General features: G+C 71.3%; 12 protein-coding genes. 7 read left to right on the forward strand and 5 right to left on the reverse strand.

Annotated elements, in window-relative coordinates; translation table 11 throughout:
- Nucleotides 1–57: 57 nt before the first annotated feature.
- On the forward strand, nt 58–1,476 hold the full coding sequence (locus tag OG462_RS16425; RefSeq protein WP_406058247.1) for an amino acid permease: 1,419 nt from the start codon (nt 58–60) through the stop codon (nt 1,474–1,476).
- 447 nt (nt 1,477–1,923) lie between these two features.
- A complete protein-coding gene (locus OG462_RS16430; protein ID WP_406058248.1) occupies nt 1,924–2,568 on the forward strand; it encodes a superoxide dismutase in 645 nt (214 codons plus the stop codon).
- Between the two features lie 139 nt (nt 2,569–2,707).
- Here the strand turns inward: OG462_RS16430 and OG462_RS16435 are convergent, their stop codons facing one another.
- A complete protein-coding gene (locus OG462_RS16435) occupies nt 2,708–3,343 on the reverse strand; it encodes a DsbA family protein (RefSeq protein ID WP_406058250.1) in 636 nt (211 codons plus the stop codon).
- Nucleotides 3,344–3,521: 178 nt separating this feature from the next.
- On the opposite strand from OG462_RS16435, the gene pepN (OG462_RS16440) reads away from it, so the two are divergent.
- Entirely contained in the window at nt 3,522–6,086 is a 2,565-nt protein-coding gene (pepN, locus tag OG462_RS16440) for an aminopeptidase N (RefSeq protein ID WP_406058251.1), read from the forward strand.
- 278 nt (nt 6,087–6,364) lie between these two features.
- Complete coding sequence (locus tag OG462_RS16445) at nt 6,365–7,369, forward strand: hypothetical protein (protein ID WP_406058253.1); 1,005 nt, start codon at nt 6,365–6,367, stop codon at nt 7,367–7,369.
- Nucleotides 7,370–7,385: 16 nt separating this feature from the next.
- Here the strand turns inward: OG462_RS16445 and OG462_RS16450 are convergent, their stop codons facing one another.
- From OG462_RS16450 to OG462_RS16465, 4 genes are all read right to left on the reverse strand, one after another.
- Nucleotides 7,386–8,537: a serine hydrolase domain-containing protein gene (locus tag OG462_RS16450; protein WP_406058255.1), complete on the reverse strand. Its 1,152-nt coding sequence runs from the start codon at nt 8,535–8,537 to the stop codon at nt 7,386–7,388.
- 134 nt (nt 8,538–8,671) lie between these two features.
- Nucleotides 8,672–9,139, reverse strand: a complete 468-nt coding sequence (locus tag OG462_RS16455) for an NUDIX hydrolase (protein ID WP_406058257.1) — start codon at nt 9,137–9,139, stop codon at nt 8,672–8,674.
- Nucleotides 9,140–9,148: 9 nt separating this feature from the next.
- On the reverse strand, nt 9,149–9,730 hold the full coding sequence (locus OG462_RS16460; RefSeq protein ID WP_406058259.1) for an HPP family protein: 582 nt from the start codon (nt 9,728–9,730) through the stop codon (nt 9,149–9,151).
- Nucleotides 9,731–9,949: 219 nt separating this feature from the next.
- Nucleotides 9,950–10,777 (reverse strand): pyridoxamine 5'-phosphate oxidase family protein, encoded by an 828-nt coding sequence (locus OG462_RS16465; protein WP_406058261.1) that lies wholly within the window; start codon nt 10,775–10,777, stop codon nt 9,950–9,952.
- A 119-nt stretch (nt 10,778–10,896) separates the two neighbouring features.
- Here OG462_RS16465 and OG462_RS16470 point away from each other — a divergent pair, with 119 nt between their 5' ends.
- The 3 genes from OG462_RS16470 (at nt 10,897) to pepN (OG462_RS16480) (ending at nt 15,299) form a co-directional block, all read left to right on the forward strand.
- Complete coding sequence (locus tag OG462_RS16470) at nt 10,897–11,439, forward strand: CGNR zinc finger domain-containing protein (protein WP_406058263.1); 543 nt, start codon at nt 10,897–10,899, stop codon at nt 11,437–11,439.
- 122 nt (nt 11,440–11,561) lie between these two features.
- Nucleotides 11,562–12,581, forward strand: coding sequence for an aspartate-semialdehyde dehydrogenase (locus OG462_RS16475; RefSeq protein ID WP_406058264.1), 1,020 nt, complete (start codon nt 11,562–11,564; stop codon nt 12,579–12,581).
- 138 nt (nt 12,582–12,719) lie between these two features.
- A complete protein-coding gene (gene pepN / locus OG462_RS16480; protein WP_406058266.1) occupies nt 12,720–15,299 on the forward strand; it encodes an aminopeptidase N in 2,580 nt (859 codons plus the stop codon).
- Nucleotides 15,300–15,333 lie beyond the last annotated feature (34 nt).

Here is a 15,333-nt window from a genome sequence, read left to right on the forward strand (position 1 = left end):
GCGCCCCACAGACTGTGGACTCCCTCCCCCGTCTCAGCTAGTGAACAGGGCTCGCCCATGTCTCGGACCACCGCGCCCGCGCCGGCCGACCGCAAGGACGGCGCGACCGCACCTGCCGAAGGCCTCACCCACGGCCTCAAGCAGCGCCATCTCTCGATGATCGCCCTCGGCGGCGTCATCGGTGCCGGGCTCTTCGTCGGCTCCGGCGCCGGTATCGCCGCCGCCGGGCCCTCGATCGTGATCGCCTACGCGATCTCCGGCATCCTCGTGATGCTGGTGATGCGCATGCTCGGCGAGATGTCCGCGGCGAACCCGGCCTCCGGCTCCTTCTCCGTCCACGCCGAGCGGGCCCTCGGCCCCTGGGCCGGCTTCACCGCCGGCTGGGCCTTCTGGTTCCTGCTCTGCGTCGCCGTCGGCCTGGAGGGCATCGGCGCCGCGAAGATCATGACCGGCTGGTTCCCGGGCAGTCCCGAGTGGGCCTGGGTCGCGCTCTTCATGCTGGTCTTCTGCGTCACCAACCTCGCGGCCGTGAAGAACTTCGGCGAGTTCGAGTTCTGGTTCGCCGCGCTCAAGGTCGGCGCGATCGTCCTCTTCCTCGGCATCGGCGTCCTCGCGATCGTCGGCGTCCTGCCCGGCACGGACGCCCCGGGCACCACGAACCTCAGCGGCGACGGCGGCTTCTTCCCGCACGGCTCCGAGGGCCTGATCGTGGGTCTGCTCGCCTCTGTCTTCGCGTACGGCGGTCTGGAGACGGTCACCATCGCGGCGGCCGAGTCGGAGCATCCGGTGCAGGGTGTCGCCAAGGCCGTGCGGACGGCGATGTGGCGGATCGCGCTCTTCTACATCGGTTCGATGGCGGTCATCGTCACCCTCGTCCCGTGGGGCGACAAGGCGGTCGTCGAGAAGGGCCCGTACGTCGCGACCCTCGACCACCTGGGCATTCCGGCAGCCGGCCAGATCATGAACGTGGTCGTGCTCGTCGCCCTGCTGTCGGCGATGAACGCCAACATCTACGGCGCCTCCCGCATGGCCGGTTCGCTCGTCTCGCGCGGCCAGGGCCCGAAGGCGCTCGGCCGCACCTTCGGCGGCGTCCCCCGCCCTGCGGTGCTCGTCTCCTCCGTCTTCGGCTTCTTCTGTGTGCTGCTCAGCTACTGGCGTCCGGACGACATCTTCGTCTGGCTGCTCAACACGATCGGCGCGATCATCCTGGTCGTCTGGTTCTTCATCGCCGCCTCACAGCTGGTGCTGCGCCGCCGCACCGAGCGCGAGGCGCCCGAGAAGCTGGTCGTGCGGATGTGGGCCTTCCCGGTGCTGACCTGGGTGGCGCTCGCCGGCATGGCGGCGATCTTCGTCCTCATGGCCCGCGAGGAGGGCACGCGGGTGCAGCTGTACTGGACGGGCGCCCTGACGCTGCTGCTCGCCGTGGTCGGCTACGCGCGGCAGAAGCTGCGGGGGCCGGTGGCCGAGGAGGTCTGAGCCTCTCCCTTCCGACGCCGCGCCCCGTCGAGCTCACGCTCGGCGGGGCGCGGTGCCGTGTCCGGGCCGGCGCGGTCGGACTCCGCAGTGCTCAGACTCCGCGGTGCTCAGGCTCCGCAGTACGGGGCCGTCCTCACGAACCCGCCGGTGTTCTCGTCGTCCGTGCCGAGCAGGGCGTCGCCCGTGCCGGGCAGGCATTCCACGGCCTTCGACGGTCCGCTCCGGTGCCGCGGTCCGCCCACAACGCGGCGACCTCGATCGCCTGATTGCCCCGTCCGGCGGAGCGCGCGGAAGCACTCCGCGATGGGGCGAGCGGCCCGAGGGAGGCCTGGCACCGGCCTAGGACCGTCCTAGGACCAAGGGCTGATCAACTTCCACTGCACCTACTGTTAGCCTGCACTTGCATATAAGTTGCAATAAGCAGGAGCCGTTGAAGGGGCCGGGCACATGGCGATCTACACACTTCCGGAGCTGCCGTACGACTACGCGGCGCTGGAGCCGGTGATCAATCCGCAGATCATCGAGCTGCACCACGACAAGCACCACGCCGCGTACGTCAAGGGAGCGAACGACACCCTGGAGCAGCTGGAGGAGGCGCGCGACAAGGACCAGTGGGGCGCGATCAACGGCCTGGAGAAGAACCTGGCCTTCCACCTCTCCGGCCACATCCTCCACTCCATCTACTGGAACAACATGAACAGCCCGAAGGACGGGGGCGGCGGCGAGCCGCTGGCCGCCGACGGCGTCGGTGACCTCGCGGACGCGATCACCGAGTCCTTCGGCTCCTTCGCCAAGTTCAAGTCCCAGCTGACCAAGGCCTCCGCGACCACCCAGGGCTCCGGCTGGGGTGTCCTCGCGTACGAGCCGATCAGCGGCCGGCTCATCGTCGAGCAGGTCTACGACCACCAGGGCAACGTCGGCCAGGGTTCGGTCCCGGTCCTGGTCTTCGACGCCTGGGAGCACGCCTTCTACCTGCAGTACAAGAACCAGAAGGTGGACTTCATAGAGGCCATGTGGCAGGTCGTCAACTGGCAGGACGTGAGCAGGCGTTACCACGCCGCCAAGGCCTCCGTACCGTTGATCTCCTTCTGATCCGGAGCCTGCGAAGGCTCCCCCGTCGTCCTGCTCGTGATCGTCTTCTCAACCTTCGCTTGCAGGCGGATGAAAGAAGAACCCCCGTGATGACGTGAATCACGGGGGTTCTTCCATGCCTCCGGAGAGGCCGTGACGGCTAGTGGAAGCTGGGGTCAGCCGTCCGGGTGCGCTTGATCTCGTAGAAGCCCGGCGTCGACGCCACCAGGAGGGTGCCGTCCCACAGCCGGGCCGCCGCCTCGCCGCGCGGGGTCGGGGTGACGACGGGGCCGAAGAAGGCGACCTCGTCGCCGTCGGCGCCCGGCACCGCGATGACCGGGGTGCCGACGTCCTGGCCGACCTTCTCTATGCCCTCCGTGTGGGAGGCACGCAGCTCGGCGTCGTAGGTGTCCTTGTCGGCGTACTCGACCAGGTCCTCGGGCAGGCCGGCGTCCGTCAGGGCGCCGACGATCGCCTCGCGGGTCGGGCCCTCGCCGTTGTTGTGGAAGCGGGTGCCGAGCGCCGTGTAGAGCTTGCCGACGACCTCGTCGCCGTGCAGCTGCTGGGCGGCGATGACGACCCGGACGGGGCCCCAGGCCTGCGTCTCCAGCATCTCCCGGTACTCGGCGGGGACCTCGTCGAGCCGGTTCTCGTTGAGCACCGCCAGGCTCATGACCTTCCAGCGCACGTCGACCGGGCGGACCTGCTCGACCTCCAGCATCCAGCGGGAGGTCATCCAGGCCCAGGGGCACAGCGGGTCGAAGTAGAAGTCGGCGGTGGTCCTGCTCTCGGACATGTCACTCCTCGGTACGGCCGTGGGAAAGCTGGCGGGAAACAAGAAAGAAGGCGGAAAGACGACGGTGGTGCGCCGAAAGGAGGGAACCCGCGGACGCGCGACGGCATTCCCGTGTCTCGGGTGACAGCTGCACATGGGAGGATCGGTGCTGTTTCGAACGCGCCACGAAGGAGTGACCGTGCCCGGTGAGAATCTGTCCCGCGACGAGGCCCACGAGCGGGCGGCGCTGCTGTCCGTCGACGGGTACGAGGTCGTCCTCGACCTGCGCTCGGCGGTCGGCGACTCCGCCGAGGCGGTGCGCACCTTCCGCTCGGAGACGACGATCCGCTTCCGCCGCACCGGCGAGGGCACGAGCACGTTCGTGGATCTGATCGCCCCGTCCGTGACCGCGGTCACCCTCAACGGGCGCTCCCTCGACCCGGCGGTCGTCTTCGACGGCTCCCGGATCGCCCTCGACGGCCTCGCCGACGAGAACACGCTCGTGGTGGACGCGCAGTGCGCCTACAGCCGGACCGGCGAGGGCATGCACCGCTTCGTCGACCCGGAGGACGGCGAGGTCTACCTCTACACGCAGTACGAGCCGGCCGACGCCCGCCGGGTGTACGCCGACTTCGAGCAGCCCGACCTCAAGGCCCCGTACCGCTTCTCCGTGACCGCGCCCGAGGGCTGGACGGTCTGGTCGAACGGCGCGGGCGAGCAGGACGCCGAGGGCGTGTGGCGCTTCGCGGAGACGGCGCCGATCTCCACGTACATCACCTGTGTCGTGGCGGGGCCGTACCACTACGTCACGGACACCTACAAGCGCACGCTGGCCGACGGGACCGAGCTGGAGATCCCGCTCGGCGCGATGTGCCGCAAGGGGCTCGCCAAGCACTTCGACGCGGACGACGTCTTCCTGATCACCAAGCAGGGCTTCGACTTCTTCCACGACAACTTCGACTATCCGTACCCCTTCGGGAAGTACGACCAGGCCTTCGTCCCCGAGTACAACCTCGGCGCGATGGAGAACCCGGGCATGGTGACCTTCCGCGAGGAGTACATCTACCGGGGCAAGGTGACGCAGGCGGCGTACGAGCGCCGGGCGAACGTCATCCTGCACGAGATGGCGCACATGTGGTTCGGCGACCTCGTCACCATGGTGTGGTGGGACGACCTGTGGCTGAAGGAGTCCTTCGCGGACTTCATGGGCTCCTTCTCGCTCGCCGAGGCGACCCGCTTCACCAACAGCTGGGTGACCTTCGCCAACAACCGCAAGGCCTGGGCGTACCGCGCCGACCAGCTGCCGTCCACACACCCGATCACGGCCGACATCCGTGACCTGGAGGACGCCAAGCTCAACTTCGACGGCATCACGTACGCCAAGGGCGCGTCGGTGCTCAAGCAGCTCGTCGCGTACGCGGGCCGGGACGCGTTCCTGGAGGGCGCGCGCCGCTACTTCAAGCGCCACGCGTACGGGAACACGCGGCTCGCCGACCTCCTCGCGATCCTGGAGGAGACCTCCGGCCGCGACATGAAGACCTGGGCCAAGTCCTGGCTCCAGACCTCCGGCGTGAACACCCTGACGCCGGCCGTCACCTACGACGCGGAGGGCCGGATCACCGAGCTCGCCGTCGTCCAGGAGGGCGACGAGCTGCGCCCGCACCGCGCCGCCGTCGGCCTCTACCGGCTGACGCCGGACGGTTCGCTCACGCGGTACGCGCGCGCCGAGGCCGACATCACCGGGGCCCGGACCGTCGTCGCCGACCTGGCGGGCGAGGAGAAGCCCGACCTGGTCCTCGTCAACGACGACGACCTCACCTACTGCAAGGTCCGCTTCGACGAGGGCTCGCTCGCCACCCTGCGCGCGCACCTCGGCGACATCGCCGACCCCCTGGCCCGCGCCCTGTGCTGGTCGGCGCTGTGGAACCTGACCCGCGACGGCCTGATGCCCGCCCGGGACTTCGTCTCCGTCGTCCTCGCCTTCGCGGGCCGCGAGACCGACATCGGCGTCCTCCAGATGGTGCACGCCTGGGCCAAGTCGGCGGTCACCCACTACGCGGCCCCCGAATGGCGCGAGGAGGGCGGGCGGCTGCTCGCCGAGGGCGCCCTGCGCGAGCTGCGGGTGGCCGAGCCGGGCAGCGAGCACCAGCTGACCTGGGCGCGGTTCTTCGCCGCGACGGCCTCCTCCGAGGCCGACTTCCAGCTCCTCGAAGGGCTGCTCGACGGTACGGCCAAGATCGACGGGCTCGACGTCGACCAGGAGCTGCGCTGGTCGCTGCTCTCCCCGCTCGCCGTGCACGGCCGCGCGGACGAGACCCGGATCGGCGAGGAGCTGACCCGGGACGACACGGCGACGGGCAAGCGCCACCAGGTCCGCTGCCTCGCCTCGCGCCCCTCGGCCGCCGTCAAGGCGCAGGCCTGGGCGCAGGTCGTCGAGTCGGACACCCTGTCGAACGCGCTGGTCGAGGCGACGATCGCGGGCTTCGTCCAGCCCTCGCAGCGTGAACTGATCGCCCCCTACGCGGAGAAGTACTTCGCGGTGATCGAGCGGCTGTGGGCCGAGCGGTCGATCCAGATCGGCATGGACATCGTCCGGGGCCTGTTCCCGGGGCTCCAGGACGACGAGGCGACGCTGGCCGCGACGGACGCCTGGCTGTCGGCGCACGAGTCGGCCGCGCCGGCCCTTCGCCGTCTGGTCCTGGAGTCGCGGGACGACCTGGCGCGGGCGCTGCGGGCCCAGGACTGCGACCGGCTCGCCGCCTGACGTACCGGCGGATGACGGTGGGGGTCGCGGACTTCGGTCCGCGGCCCCCGTCGCCGTTTCGGTCGCTGGCCCCGTCGCCGTTTCGGTCCGCGTCCCGTCGCCGTTTCGGTCCGCGCCCGTCGCCGTTTCGGTCGCTGGCCCCGTCGCCGGGTGGGATCCGTCCGGGCGTGCCCCTCATCGGCACTCGAACGCGCGTCCTTTAGGGCGAGCTTGTCCCTAATTGTCGACGAGCGTGTAACAGGGGTTAGGGGAGCCTTCGGGCGCGGAAGACCCCCGACATGAACCACAACACCCCCATCACCCCCCGCCCCCTCCCCCTCGCCTCCCGCACCGGCCGGACCCAACGCATCGCGTCCGCCGACCAGTTGAGGGCCCAGGGCATTCCCGCCGGTGAGGTCGCCGCGCGCTGCCGGCCGGGCGGCTGGCAGCAGCTCCTCCCCGGCGTCTTCCTGCTCCAGCCCGGGCCGCCCACCAGCGAGGACCGGCTCCGGGCGGCTCTCCTCTACGCCCGCAGGACCGGGGCCGTACCCCCGCAGGGTCCCGACGCGATGATCACCGGGCTCGCGGCGCTGACCCTGCACCGCTTCTCCTCCGCTCCCCCGCTCACCGCCCTCGACCGGATCGACATCCTGGTCCCCCGCACCCGGCGGCTGCGCTCCACCGGCTGGGTGCGGGTCGTACGCGCCTCCGACTCCCCGGAGCCGGTCGAGCTGACGGGCGTACCCGTCGCCCCGGTCGCCCGCGCCGTCGCCGACGCGGTGTCCGGGCTCTCGGACGCGGAGACCGTACGCCGGCTGCTCACCGAGGCGGTACGCGGCGGGCACTGCGAACCGGGCGCGGTGGTACGCGAGTTGAGCCGCGCCCGGCTGCTCACCCGGCCGCACGTGGTGGACGCGGTGGACGCACTGCTCGCCGAGGGACGCTCGCTCTCCGAGGAGCGTCTGTACGAGATGGTCCGGGAGTTCGCCCTGCCGGACCCGCTGTGGAACGTGGACCTGCGGCTGCCCGGCGGCCCCCACCTGGGCGGGGTGGACGCCTTCTGGCCCGACCAGGCGGTCGCCGTCGAGCTGGACACCCGGGCGCCGCGGCAGGACGAGGACGCGCTGTGGTCCGAGTACACCCGCAAGCGGGAGCACCTGGAGCGGCTCGGCATCACGGTCGTCCACCTCACCCCGCGCAAGCTGCGCGAGGCGATGGACCAGCAGGCCACCGTGGTGCGTACGGCCCTGATGGCCGCGCCCGACCGGCAGCCCCCCGCGTATGTCGTCGTCCTGCCGCGGTGACGGCTCGCCGCGGGGGCTACTTCTTCGGCGCCGTGCCGCAGAACTCGGCCTCCACGACGGTGAGGGTGTCGCCCGTCCAGTCGGCGTTGAAGTTCAGGGCGAGCGAGTGGCGTCCGTCCTTGGTGGTGACGGCCTCCGAGGAGGAGCCGTGGATGCCGCCGCCGTGACCCCAGACCTCCTTGCCGCAGCTCAGCTTCTGCTTCATGAGCCCGAGTCCGTACCCGGCTCCGGGGAGTTCGGGAGAGACCTGGACGGTGGTGGTCATCTCCCTCAGCTCGGCCTTCGGGAGGAGCCGGCCCTTGAGCAGGGCGCGGTAGAAGGTCTGGAGGTCGTTGGAGTCGGAGATCATCTCGCCGGCCGCGTAGGCGATGGTGGGGCTCAGTCGGCTGACGTCGTGGACGGGCGCGTTCGGGCCGGCGTCGGGGACGAGCGTGGACCAGGCCGGTGAGCTCGGCTTCGGCATCGTCACGTCGGTGCCGGGGACGCTGGTGGCGCGGAGCTTGAGCGGCTTGATGATGCGGTTCTCGACCGCCTTGCCGTACGGGCGGCCCGTGACCTTCTCGATCACCATGCCGGCCAGGACGTAGTTGGTGTTGGAGTAGTTCCAGTCGGTGCCGGGGGCGAAGTCCGGTGCGTGGGTCATCGCGATGTCGACGAGCTGCTTCGGGGTCCAGCGGTCGTAGCGGTGCTCCAGGAAGCCGGGGCCGAAGATCTTCTCCTGGAAGCCGGGGTCGGAGGTGACGCTGTAGACGCCGCTGGTGTGGTTGAGCAGCTGGCGGACGGTGATCTTCCGGCCGTCGTGGCCGTTGCCCCGGACGACTCCGGGCAGCCACTTCTCGACCGGGTCGTCGAGGTCGATGCGGCCTTCGGCCTGGAGCTGGAGGAGGACGGTGGCGACGAAGGTCTTGGTGATGGAACCGACGCGGAAACGGTCGTTGCCCCCGCGCTCGCCGGCGGTGCCGGTCCAGTTGCCCCGGCTGTCCCGGGCCTGGGCGACGACGCCGGGCACGCCGGCGTCGACCGCGGCCCGGAGCGCCTCCTGGGCGGCGGCGTGGTCGCCCTTCGCCGGCGCGGACGCCGCCAGGGCGGGGGTGGCGAGCGCCGTGGCGGTGAGCCCCGCCACGAGGACGGCGGCGAGGACGGTGCGGGTCGTGCGTACGGCTGACATGCGGGCTCCCCTGAGACTCTGCTGCTGAGCGTGTACTGCGGTCGGCGGGGAGGACCGCGGGGCCTGCGGGACGGTTGAGCGGGGTTGCACCGGTTGAGCGGTTTCCGGCCGATCCTCAGCCGTTCGGCCGACCCTCAGCTGATCGACGGATCGGCGAGCCGGGAGCGGCCGACCGGGGGCCGCTCGCGCCACAGGTCGAGGCCGATGTCGACGAGTCCGACGCGGGGCAGTTCGGGGACGGTGTCGAGTGGATGCCAGGCGGCGAGGTCCGTGGAACCGCCGGTCTCGTTGCGCAGCGCACCGCCGGTGACCCGGGCCTCGTAGAGGATCCGGAGGCCCTGGAAGTCGCCGGGGCCGGCGAGGCGGCGCAGCCAGCCGCGGCGGATCGAGTCGATCCCGAGGAGGGCGGTGGGCTCGGTGAGATAGCCCGTCTCCTCCTCCACCTCACGGACGACGGTCTCCACGGGCTCCTCGCCGTGGTCCATGCCGCCACCCGGCAGCGTCCACCGCTTGGTGCCGTCGCTCGCCACCCAGCGGGCCAGGAGTATCTGCCCGTCCCGTACGCACACGGCGTAGGCCGCCACCCTCAACTCCTTCTTCATGAGCCGAGGTTAGAACCAGTACGTGGGGTACGTCCGGCCGGTGGCGCGGGCGGCCCCGAGACCGACGACGACGAGGAGGAGGCAGGCGAGGGCGAGAAGGCCGAGAAACAACCAGAACGGCGGGGCCGTGACGGCGACGATCACGGCGGTGGCCGCGGCGGGCGAGTGCGGGGTACGGGCCAGCATCATCACGCCCAGGGCGAGGCCGCCCGCGACGGCGGCGCCCCAGAGCCCGGGGCCGGCCACGGCGAGGACGGCGAATCCGGCGAGGGCGGAGAGCAGCTGGCCGCCGACGACCGAACGCGGCTGGGACAGCGGCAGGTCGGGGGCACCGGCGACCAGGGCCATGCTCGCGGCGAGCGGCGGTATGAGCAGGGGCTGATCGAGCACGGTCCCGACGGCGACCAGGAGGAGGAGCGCGGCGACGGTCCCGGCGGTGGAGGTGAGGAGGATCCGTGGACGGGGTCGCGGGGGCGGGCCGGGGCGACGGGGGGTTCCGGCGGCGGTTCCCGCGGATGCCGGGGCCGGAACCGGGAAGGGGGCGGTTCCGGTGGTGGGCAGGGTGGCGTCGGGGGCCGGGGTGGTGGTCACGGAGCGGTCCTCGGGGTGTCGGTTGATGTGCGGTGGGCGGTGGCGGTGGCGGTGGCGTACGGCATCGACGAAAGGCGCGTGGCCTCGCGGTGGCGCATCTCCGGGGCCGCACTGGCGCCGCCCCGTACTGACGCGGGGCGGCGGCGTGGGGATACGGCGTGGGGATGCGGCGCGGGGCGGCGGCGTGGGGCGGCGGCGTGGGGATGAGGCGGGTCGCCGTCAGGCCGCGGTCGGGTTGGCCGGGGAGTACTCCGGGGGCGACCAGCGCAGGGGGCTGGCGGCCGGGGTCTCGGCCGTGCGCTCGATGCGGAAGCGGGTGACGCGTCCCTCAGGACCGTACTCGGTGTGGGCGAGGCCGCTGAGCTGCAGGGTCGTCCCGGTCTCCCAGTCGAGGAACAGCAGGCCCGCGCGGCCGTCCGCCTCCAGGTTCCCCAGGGTCAGGAACATCGCGTTGCCCGGATAGTCGCGCCAGCTGAGCTCCCGGGGCGCGTCGACCCGGACGAACCCGGGGTTGCCCCCGCGATGACTGGTGTCGACGCGGTCGGGGGCGACGCTGGCCACGAAGAACGTGTCCGCCGCCCGGACGCGGCGCACCTGGTCGGGGGTGAGCACCTCGCCGTGCCGGACGGCGCCGGTCGCGGAACGGGCGGGATCGGAGCCGTACCACTCCCGTTTCTGGAGGTATTTCGGGCAGTTGGCGAAGACCTGCTCGGCCTCGATCGTGAAGCCGCGCACGCTGGGCCGGGCGGTGCCGTTGAGGCGCAGGCGGCGGCGGGTGCGGGGGTCGAGGGCGAGGGTGCCGACGGGCGTGCCGTCGGGGGTGATCACGCCGGCGAGCGGGTCGTACGCGGGGACGCCGCCGGCGACGGAGACGGTGTGCGGGCCGGTGGCGCGGGTGAAGCCGGGCGGGCCGGTGAGGAGGCTGCCCCAGACGCGGCCCGCGTGGTCCGCCGCGCCGATCATCAGCATCGGTTGGGCCTCCAGGAAGGCGGCGGCGACGGGGCGGATGCCGGTGCGCTCCGCGAGGTCGCGGACTCGGGCGCCCATGGGGTCCTCCTTGAGGGTACGGGGACTAACCTCTTACTTTGACTTTAGAGGTTAGCCTGAGAGGCGTCAACCGCTCACGTACTCTTGAGGGGTTAGTCCATCGAGAAGGGTTTCCCGCCATGACCGCCATCGACCCACGGCCGCTCACCGGCGAGCCCGTCTCCCTGGACCTCCTCAACACCCGCTGGAACGACGAGGGCGTCCGCCAGGACCTGCTCACCGGGGTCGAGGGACTCGCCGTCTGGCTCGCCGCCAACGGCCTGGCGGGGCGGTTCACCGCCGACGCCACCACCCTGCGCCACACCCTCACCGCCCGGGACGCGCTCGCCGCGCTCGTCGACCACCCCGGCGACCCCGCCGCCACCGCCCGCGTCGACGCCGTCCTCGGCCACGGCCGCATCCGGGCCACGCTCACCGCCGAGGGCCCGGGCGAGCAGCCCGAGTTCGCGGACCCCGCCCGGGGCCCCGGCTGGACCGCCGCCCGCGACTACCTCGACCTGCTGCGCACCGCCCCCGACCGCATCCGGGCCTGCGCCCACGAGGCGTGCATCCTGCACTTCTTCGACACCTCGCGGAACGGCACCCGCCGCTGGTGCTCGATGGCCATCTGCGGCAACCGCGCCAAGGCCTCCCGGCACTACGCCCGCTCGAAGGAGAACTGACGGGCCCCGCTCCGACGTCCCCGTAGCTGTCCCGTCCCTTGGACAATGGATTGGACAAGGCCACCCGGGACATACGCATCATGGACCGGCAGCAACCTGCACAAACGTACGGAGGAGTCCCCGTGAAGGTCGGAATCGTCGGAGCCACCGGTCAGGTCGGCACAGTCATGCGCAGCATCCTGGCCGAGCGCGGCTTCCCCCTCGACGAGCTGCGGCTCTTCGCCTCCGCCCGCTCCGCCGGCACCGTCGTGGACGGTGTCACGGTCGAGGACGCCTCCACCGCCGACTACACCGGCCTGGACATCGTCCTGTTCTCCGCCGGTGGCGCCACCTCCCGGGCCCTCGCCGAGAAGGTCGCCTCCCAGGGCGCCGTCGTGATCGACAACTCCTCCGCCTGGCGCGGTGACCCCGAGGTCCCGCTGGTCGTCTCCGAGGTCAACGCGCACGCGATCAAGGACCGCCCCAAGGGCATCATCGCCAACCCGAACTGCACCACGATGGCCGCGATGCCGGTCCTCAAGCCGCTCCACCAGGAGGCCGGCCTCACCGCGCTGATCGCCACCACCTACCAGGCCGTCTCCGGCTCGGGCGTGGCCGGTGTCGCCGAGCTGCGCACGCAGGCGTGTGCCGTGGCCGAGACCGCCGACCAGCTGGCGTTCGACGGCGGGGCCGTCGAGTTCCCCGAGCCCGCCGTCTACAAGCGTCCGATCGCGTTCAACGTGGTCCCGCTGGCCGGTTCGATCGTCGACGACGGCTCCTTCGAGACCGACGAGGAGCAGAAGCTCCGCAACGAGTCCCGCAAGATCCTGGAGATCCCCGAGCTCAAGGTCTCCGGCACCTGCGTGCGCGTCCCGGTCTTCTCCGGCCACTCCCTTCAGGTGAACGTCCGCTTCGACCGCCCGATCAGCGTCGAGCGCGCCTACGAGCTGCTGGGGGACGCCGAGGGCGTCGAGCTCTCCGAGATCCCGACCCCGCTCCAGGCCGCCGGCAAGGACGCCTCGTACGTCGGCCGCATCCGTGTGGACGAGACCGTCGACAACGGTCTGGCGCTCTTCCTCTCCAACGACAACCTGCGCAAGGGCGCGGCGCTGAACGCCGTGCAGATCGCGGAGCTGGTCGCGGCCGAGCTCAAGGGCGCCTGACGCCCGAAACGGTACGAGGGCGGCCATCCGGAGACGGGTGGCCGCCCTCTCGCGTTCGCCCTGGGAAATGTCCCGTGCGCTGCCGACACGCCCCGTGGAAGGATGGGCCAAACATCACAAAACCGAGGAGTTGACCGGGTGCCTGGCACAAACCTGACCCGTGAAGAGGCTCAGCAGCGGGCAGCGCTGCTCACCGTGGACGCGTACGAGGTCGAACTCGACCTCACCGGTGCGCAGGAGGGCGGCACCTACCGGTCCGTCACCACCGTCCGCTTCGATTCCGCCGAGGCCGACGCCGAGACCTTCATCGATCTCGTCGCGCCCGCCGTCCACGAGGTCGTGCTCAACGGCCACGCGCTGGAGATCGGCGCCGTCTTCCGGGACTCCCGGATCGCGCTGCGCCATCTGCAGGCCGGCCGCAACGAGCTCAAGGTCGTCGCCGACTGCGCATACACCAACACCGGTGAGGGTCTGCACCGCTTCGTCGACCCGGTCGACGACCAGGCCTATCTGTACACGCAGTTCGAGGTGCCGGACGCGCGTCGCGTCTTCGCCTCGTTCGAGCAGCCGGACCTCAAGGCGACCTTCCAGTTCACCGTGAAGGCACCGTCGGGCTGGAAGGTCATCTCCAACTCGCCGACCCCGGAGACGCCGAAGGACGACGTGTGGGTCTTCGAGCCCACCCCCCGTATCTCCACGTACATCACGGCGCTGATCGTCGGCCCGTACCACTCGGTGCACTCGTCGTACGAGAAGGACGGGCAGCGCGTCCCGCTGGGCATCTACTGCCGTCCGTCGCTCGCCGAGTTCCTCGACGCCGACCACATCTTCGACGTCACGCGCCAGGGCTTCGACTGGTTCCAGGAGAAGTTCGCGTACGACTACCCGTTCGCGAAGTACGACCAGCTCTTCGTGCCGGAGTTCAACGCGGGCGCGATGGAGAACGCGGGCGCGGTCACCATCCGCGACCAGTACGTCTTCCGCTCGAAGGTGACGGACGCGGCGTACGAGCGGCGCGCCGAGACGATCCTGCACGAGCTCGCCCACATGTGGTTCGGCGACCTCGTCACCATGGAGTGGTGGAACGACCTCTGGCTGAACGAGTCGTTCGCCACCTACACCTCCGTCGCCTGCCAGGCCTCGGTGGCGGGCACCCGCTGGCCCCACGCCTGGACGACCTTCGCCAACGCGGAGAAGACCTGGGCCTACCGCCAGGACCAGCTGCCGTCGACGCACCCGATCATGGCCGAGATCAACGACCTGGAGGACGTGCTCGTCAACTTCGACGGGATCACGTACGCCAAGGGCGCGAGCGTCCTGAAGCAGCTCGTCGCCTACGTCGGCCAGGACGAGTTCTTCAAGGGCGTCCAGGCCTACTTCCAGGCCCACGCCTTCGGCAACACCCGCCTGTCCGACCTCCTCGGCGCCCTGGAGGAGACCTCGGGCCGCGACCTGAAGACCTGGTCGAAGGCATGGCTGGAGACGGCCGGCATCAACATCCTCCGCCCGGAGATCGAGACCGACGAGAACGGCGCCATCACCGCCTTCGCCGTCAAGCAGGAGGCCCCCGCGCTGCCCGCCGGCGCCAAGGGCGAGGCCGTCCTCCGCCCGCACCGGATCGCGATCGGCTTCTACGACCTCGACGCGACCGGCAAGCTGGTCCGCACCGAGCGCCTCGAACTCGACATCGAGGCCGCCGCGCTGACCGCGGTACCGCAGCTCGTGGGCAAGTCCCGCCCGGCGGTCGTCCTCCTCAACGACGACGACCTGTCGTACGCCAAGGTCCGCCTCGACGAGGTGTCCCTGAAGAACGTCACCGCGCACCTCGGCGACTTCGCCGAGTCCCTGCCGCGCGCCCTGTGCTGGTCCTCGGCCTGGGACATGACCCGCGACGGCGAGCTGGCCACCCGCGACTACCTGGAGCTCGTGCTCTCCGGGGTCGCCAAGGAGTCGGACATCGGCGTGGTCCAGTCGCTCCAGGGCCAGGTCAAGGCCGCCCTCGAGCTGTACGCGGCGCCGGAGTGGCGGGCCACCGGCCTCGCGCGCTGGGGCGCCTTCGCCCAGGAGCAGCTGCGCGCCGCCGACGGCGGCAGCGACCACCAGCTGGCGTGGGCGCGGGCCTTCGCGGCGACCGCGCGTACGGACGCGGAGCTCGACGTGCTCGCGGGGCTGCTCGACGGCTCCGAGGTGATCGAGGGCCTCGCCGTCGACACCGAGCTGCGCTGGGCGTTCGTGCAGCGCCTCGCGGCCACCGGCCGCTTCGACGAGGCGGAGATCGCCGCCGAGCTGGAGCGCGACCGTACGGCGGCGGGCGAGCGGCACGCGGCCACCGCGCGCGCGGCCCGTCCGACGAAGCCGGCGAAGGCGGAGGCCTGGGCCTCGGTCGTCGAGGACGACAAGCTGGCGAACGCCGTGCAGGAGGCCGTCATCGGCGGCTTCGTCCAGTCCGACCAGCGCGAGCTGCTCGCCCCGTACACGGCGAAGTACTTCGCGTCGATCAAGGGCATCTCGGAGACCCGCAGCCACGAGATCGTCCAGCAGATCGTGGTCGGCCTCTACCCGACGCTCCAGGTCTCGCAGGAGACCCTGGACGCGACGGACGCCTGGATCGCCGAGCACAACCCGGCCCCGGCGCTGCGGCGTCTGGTGACGGAGAGCCGCGCGGGCGTCGAGCGCGCGCTCCGGGCCCAGGCGGCGGACGCGGCCGCCGCGAAGTAGTACGTACGCGGAGAAGGGGCCCCGGACCGCATCG

Origin of the sequence: Streptomyces sp. NBC_01077, assembly GCF_045162855.1 — a bacterium.
Lineage (GTDB): Bacteria > Actinomycetota > Actinomycetes > Streptomycetales > Streptomycetaceae > Streptomyces.

Excerpts from the sequence above, each read along its gene's own strand:
- OG462_RS16465 (WP_406058261.1), bottom strand. The coding sequence starts at position 10,777 with ATGGGCGCCCGAGTCCGCGACCTCGCGGAGCGCACCGGCATCCGCCCC.
- OG462_RS16425 (WP_406058247.1), top strand. The coding sequence starts at position 58 with ATGTCTCGGACCACCGCGCCCGCGCCGGCCGACCGCAAGGACGGCGCG.
- OG462_RS16455 (WP_406058257.1), bottom strand. The coding sequence starts at position 9,139 with ATGAAGAAGGAGTTGAGGGTGGCGGCCTACGCCGTGTGCGTACGGGAC.
- OG462_RS16445 (WP_406058253.1), top strand. The coding sequence starts at position 6,365 with ATGAACCACAACACCCCCATCACCCCCCGCCCCCTCCCCCTCGCCTCC.
- OG462_RS16430 (WP_406058248.1), top strand. The coding sequence starts at position 1,924 with ATGGCGATCTACACACTTCCGGAGCTGCCGTACGACTACGCGGCGCTG.
- OG462_RS16450 (WP_406058255.1), bottom strand. The coding sequence starts at position 8,537 with ATGTCAGCCGTACGCACGACCCGCACCGTCCTCGCCGCCGTCCTCGTG.
- OG462_RS16435 (WP_406058250.1), bottom strand. The coding sequence starts at position 3,343 with ATGTCCGAGAGCAGGACCACCGCCGACTTCTACTTCGACCCGCTGTGC.
- OG462_RS16470 (WP_406058263.1), top strand. The coding sequence starts at position 10,897 with ATGACCGCCATCGACCCACGGCCGCTCACCGGCGAGCCCGTCTCCCTG.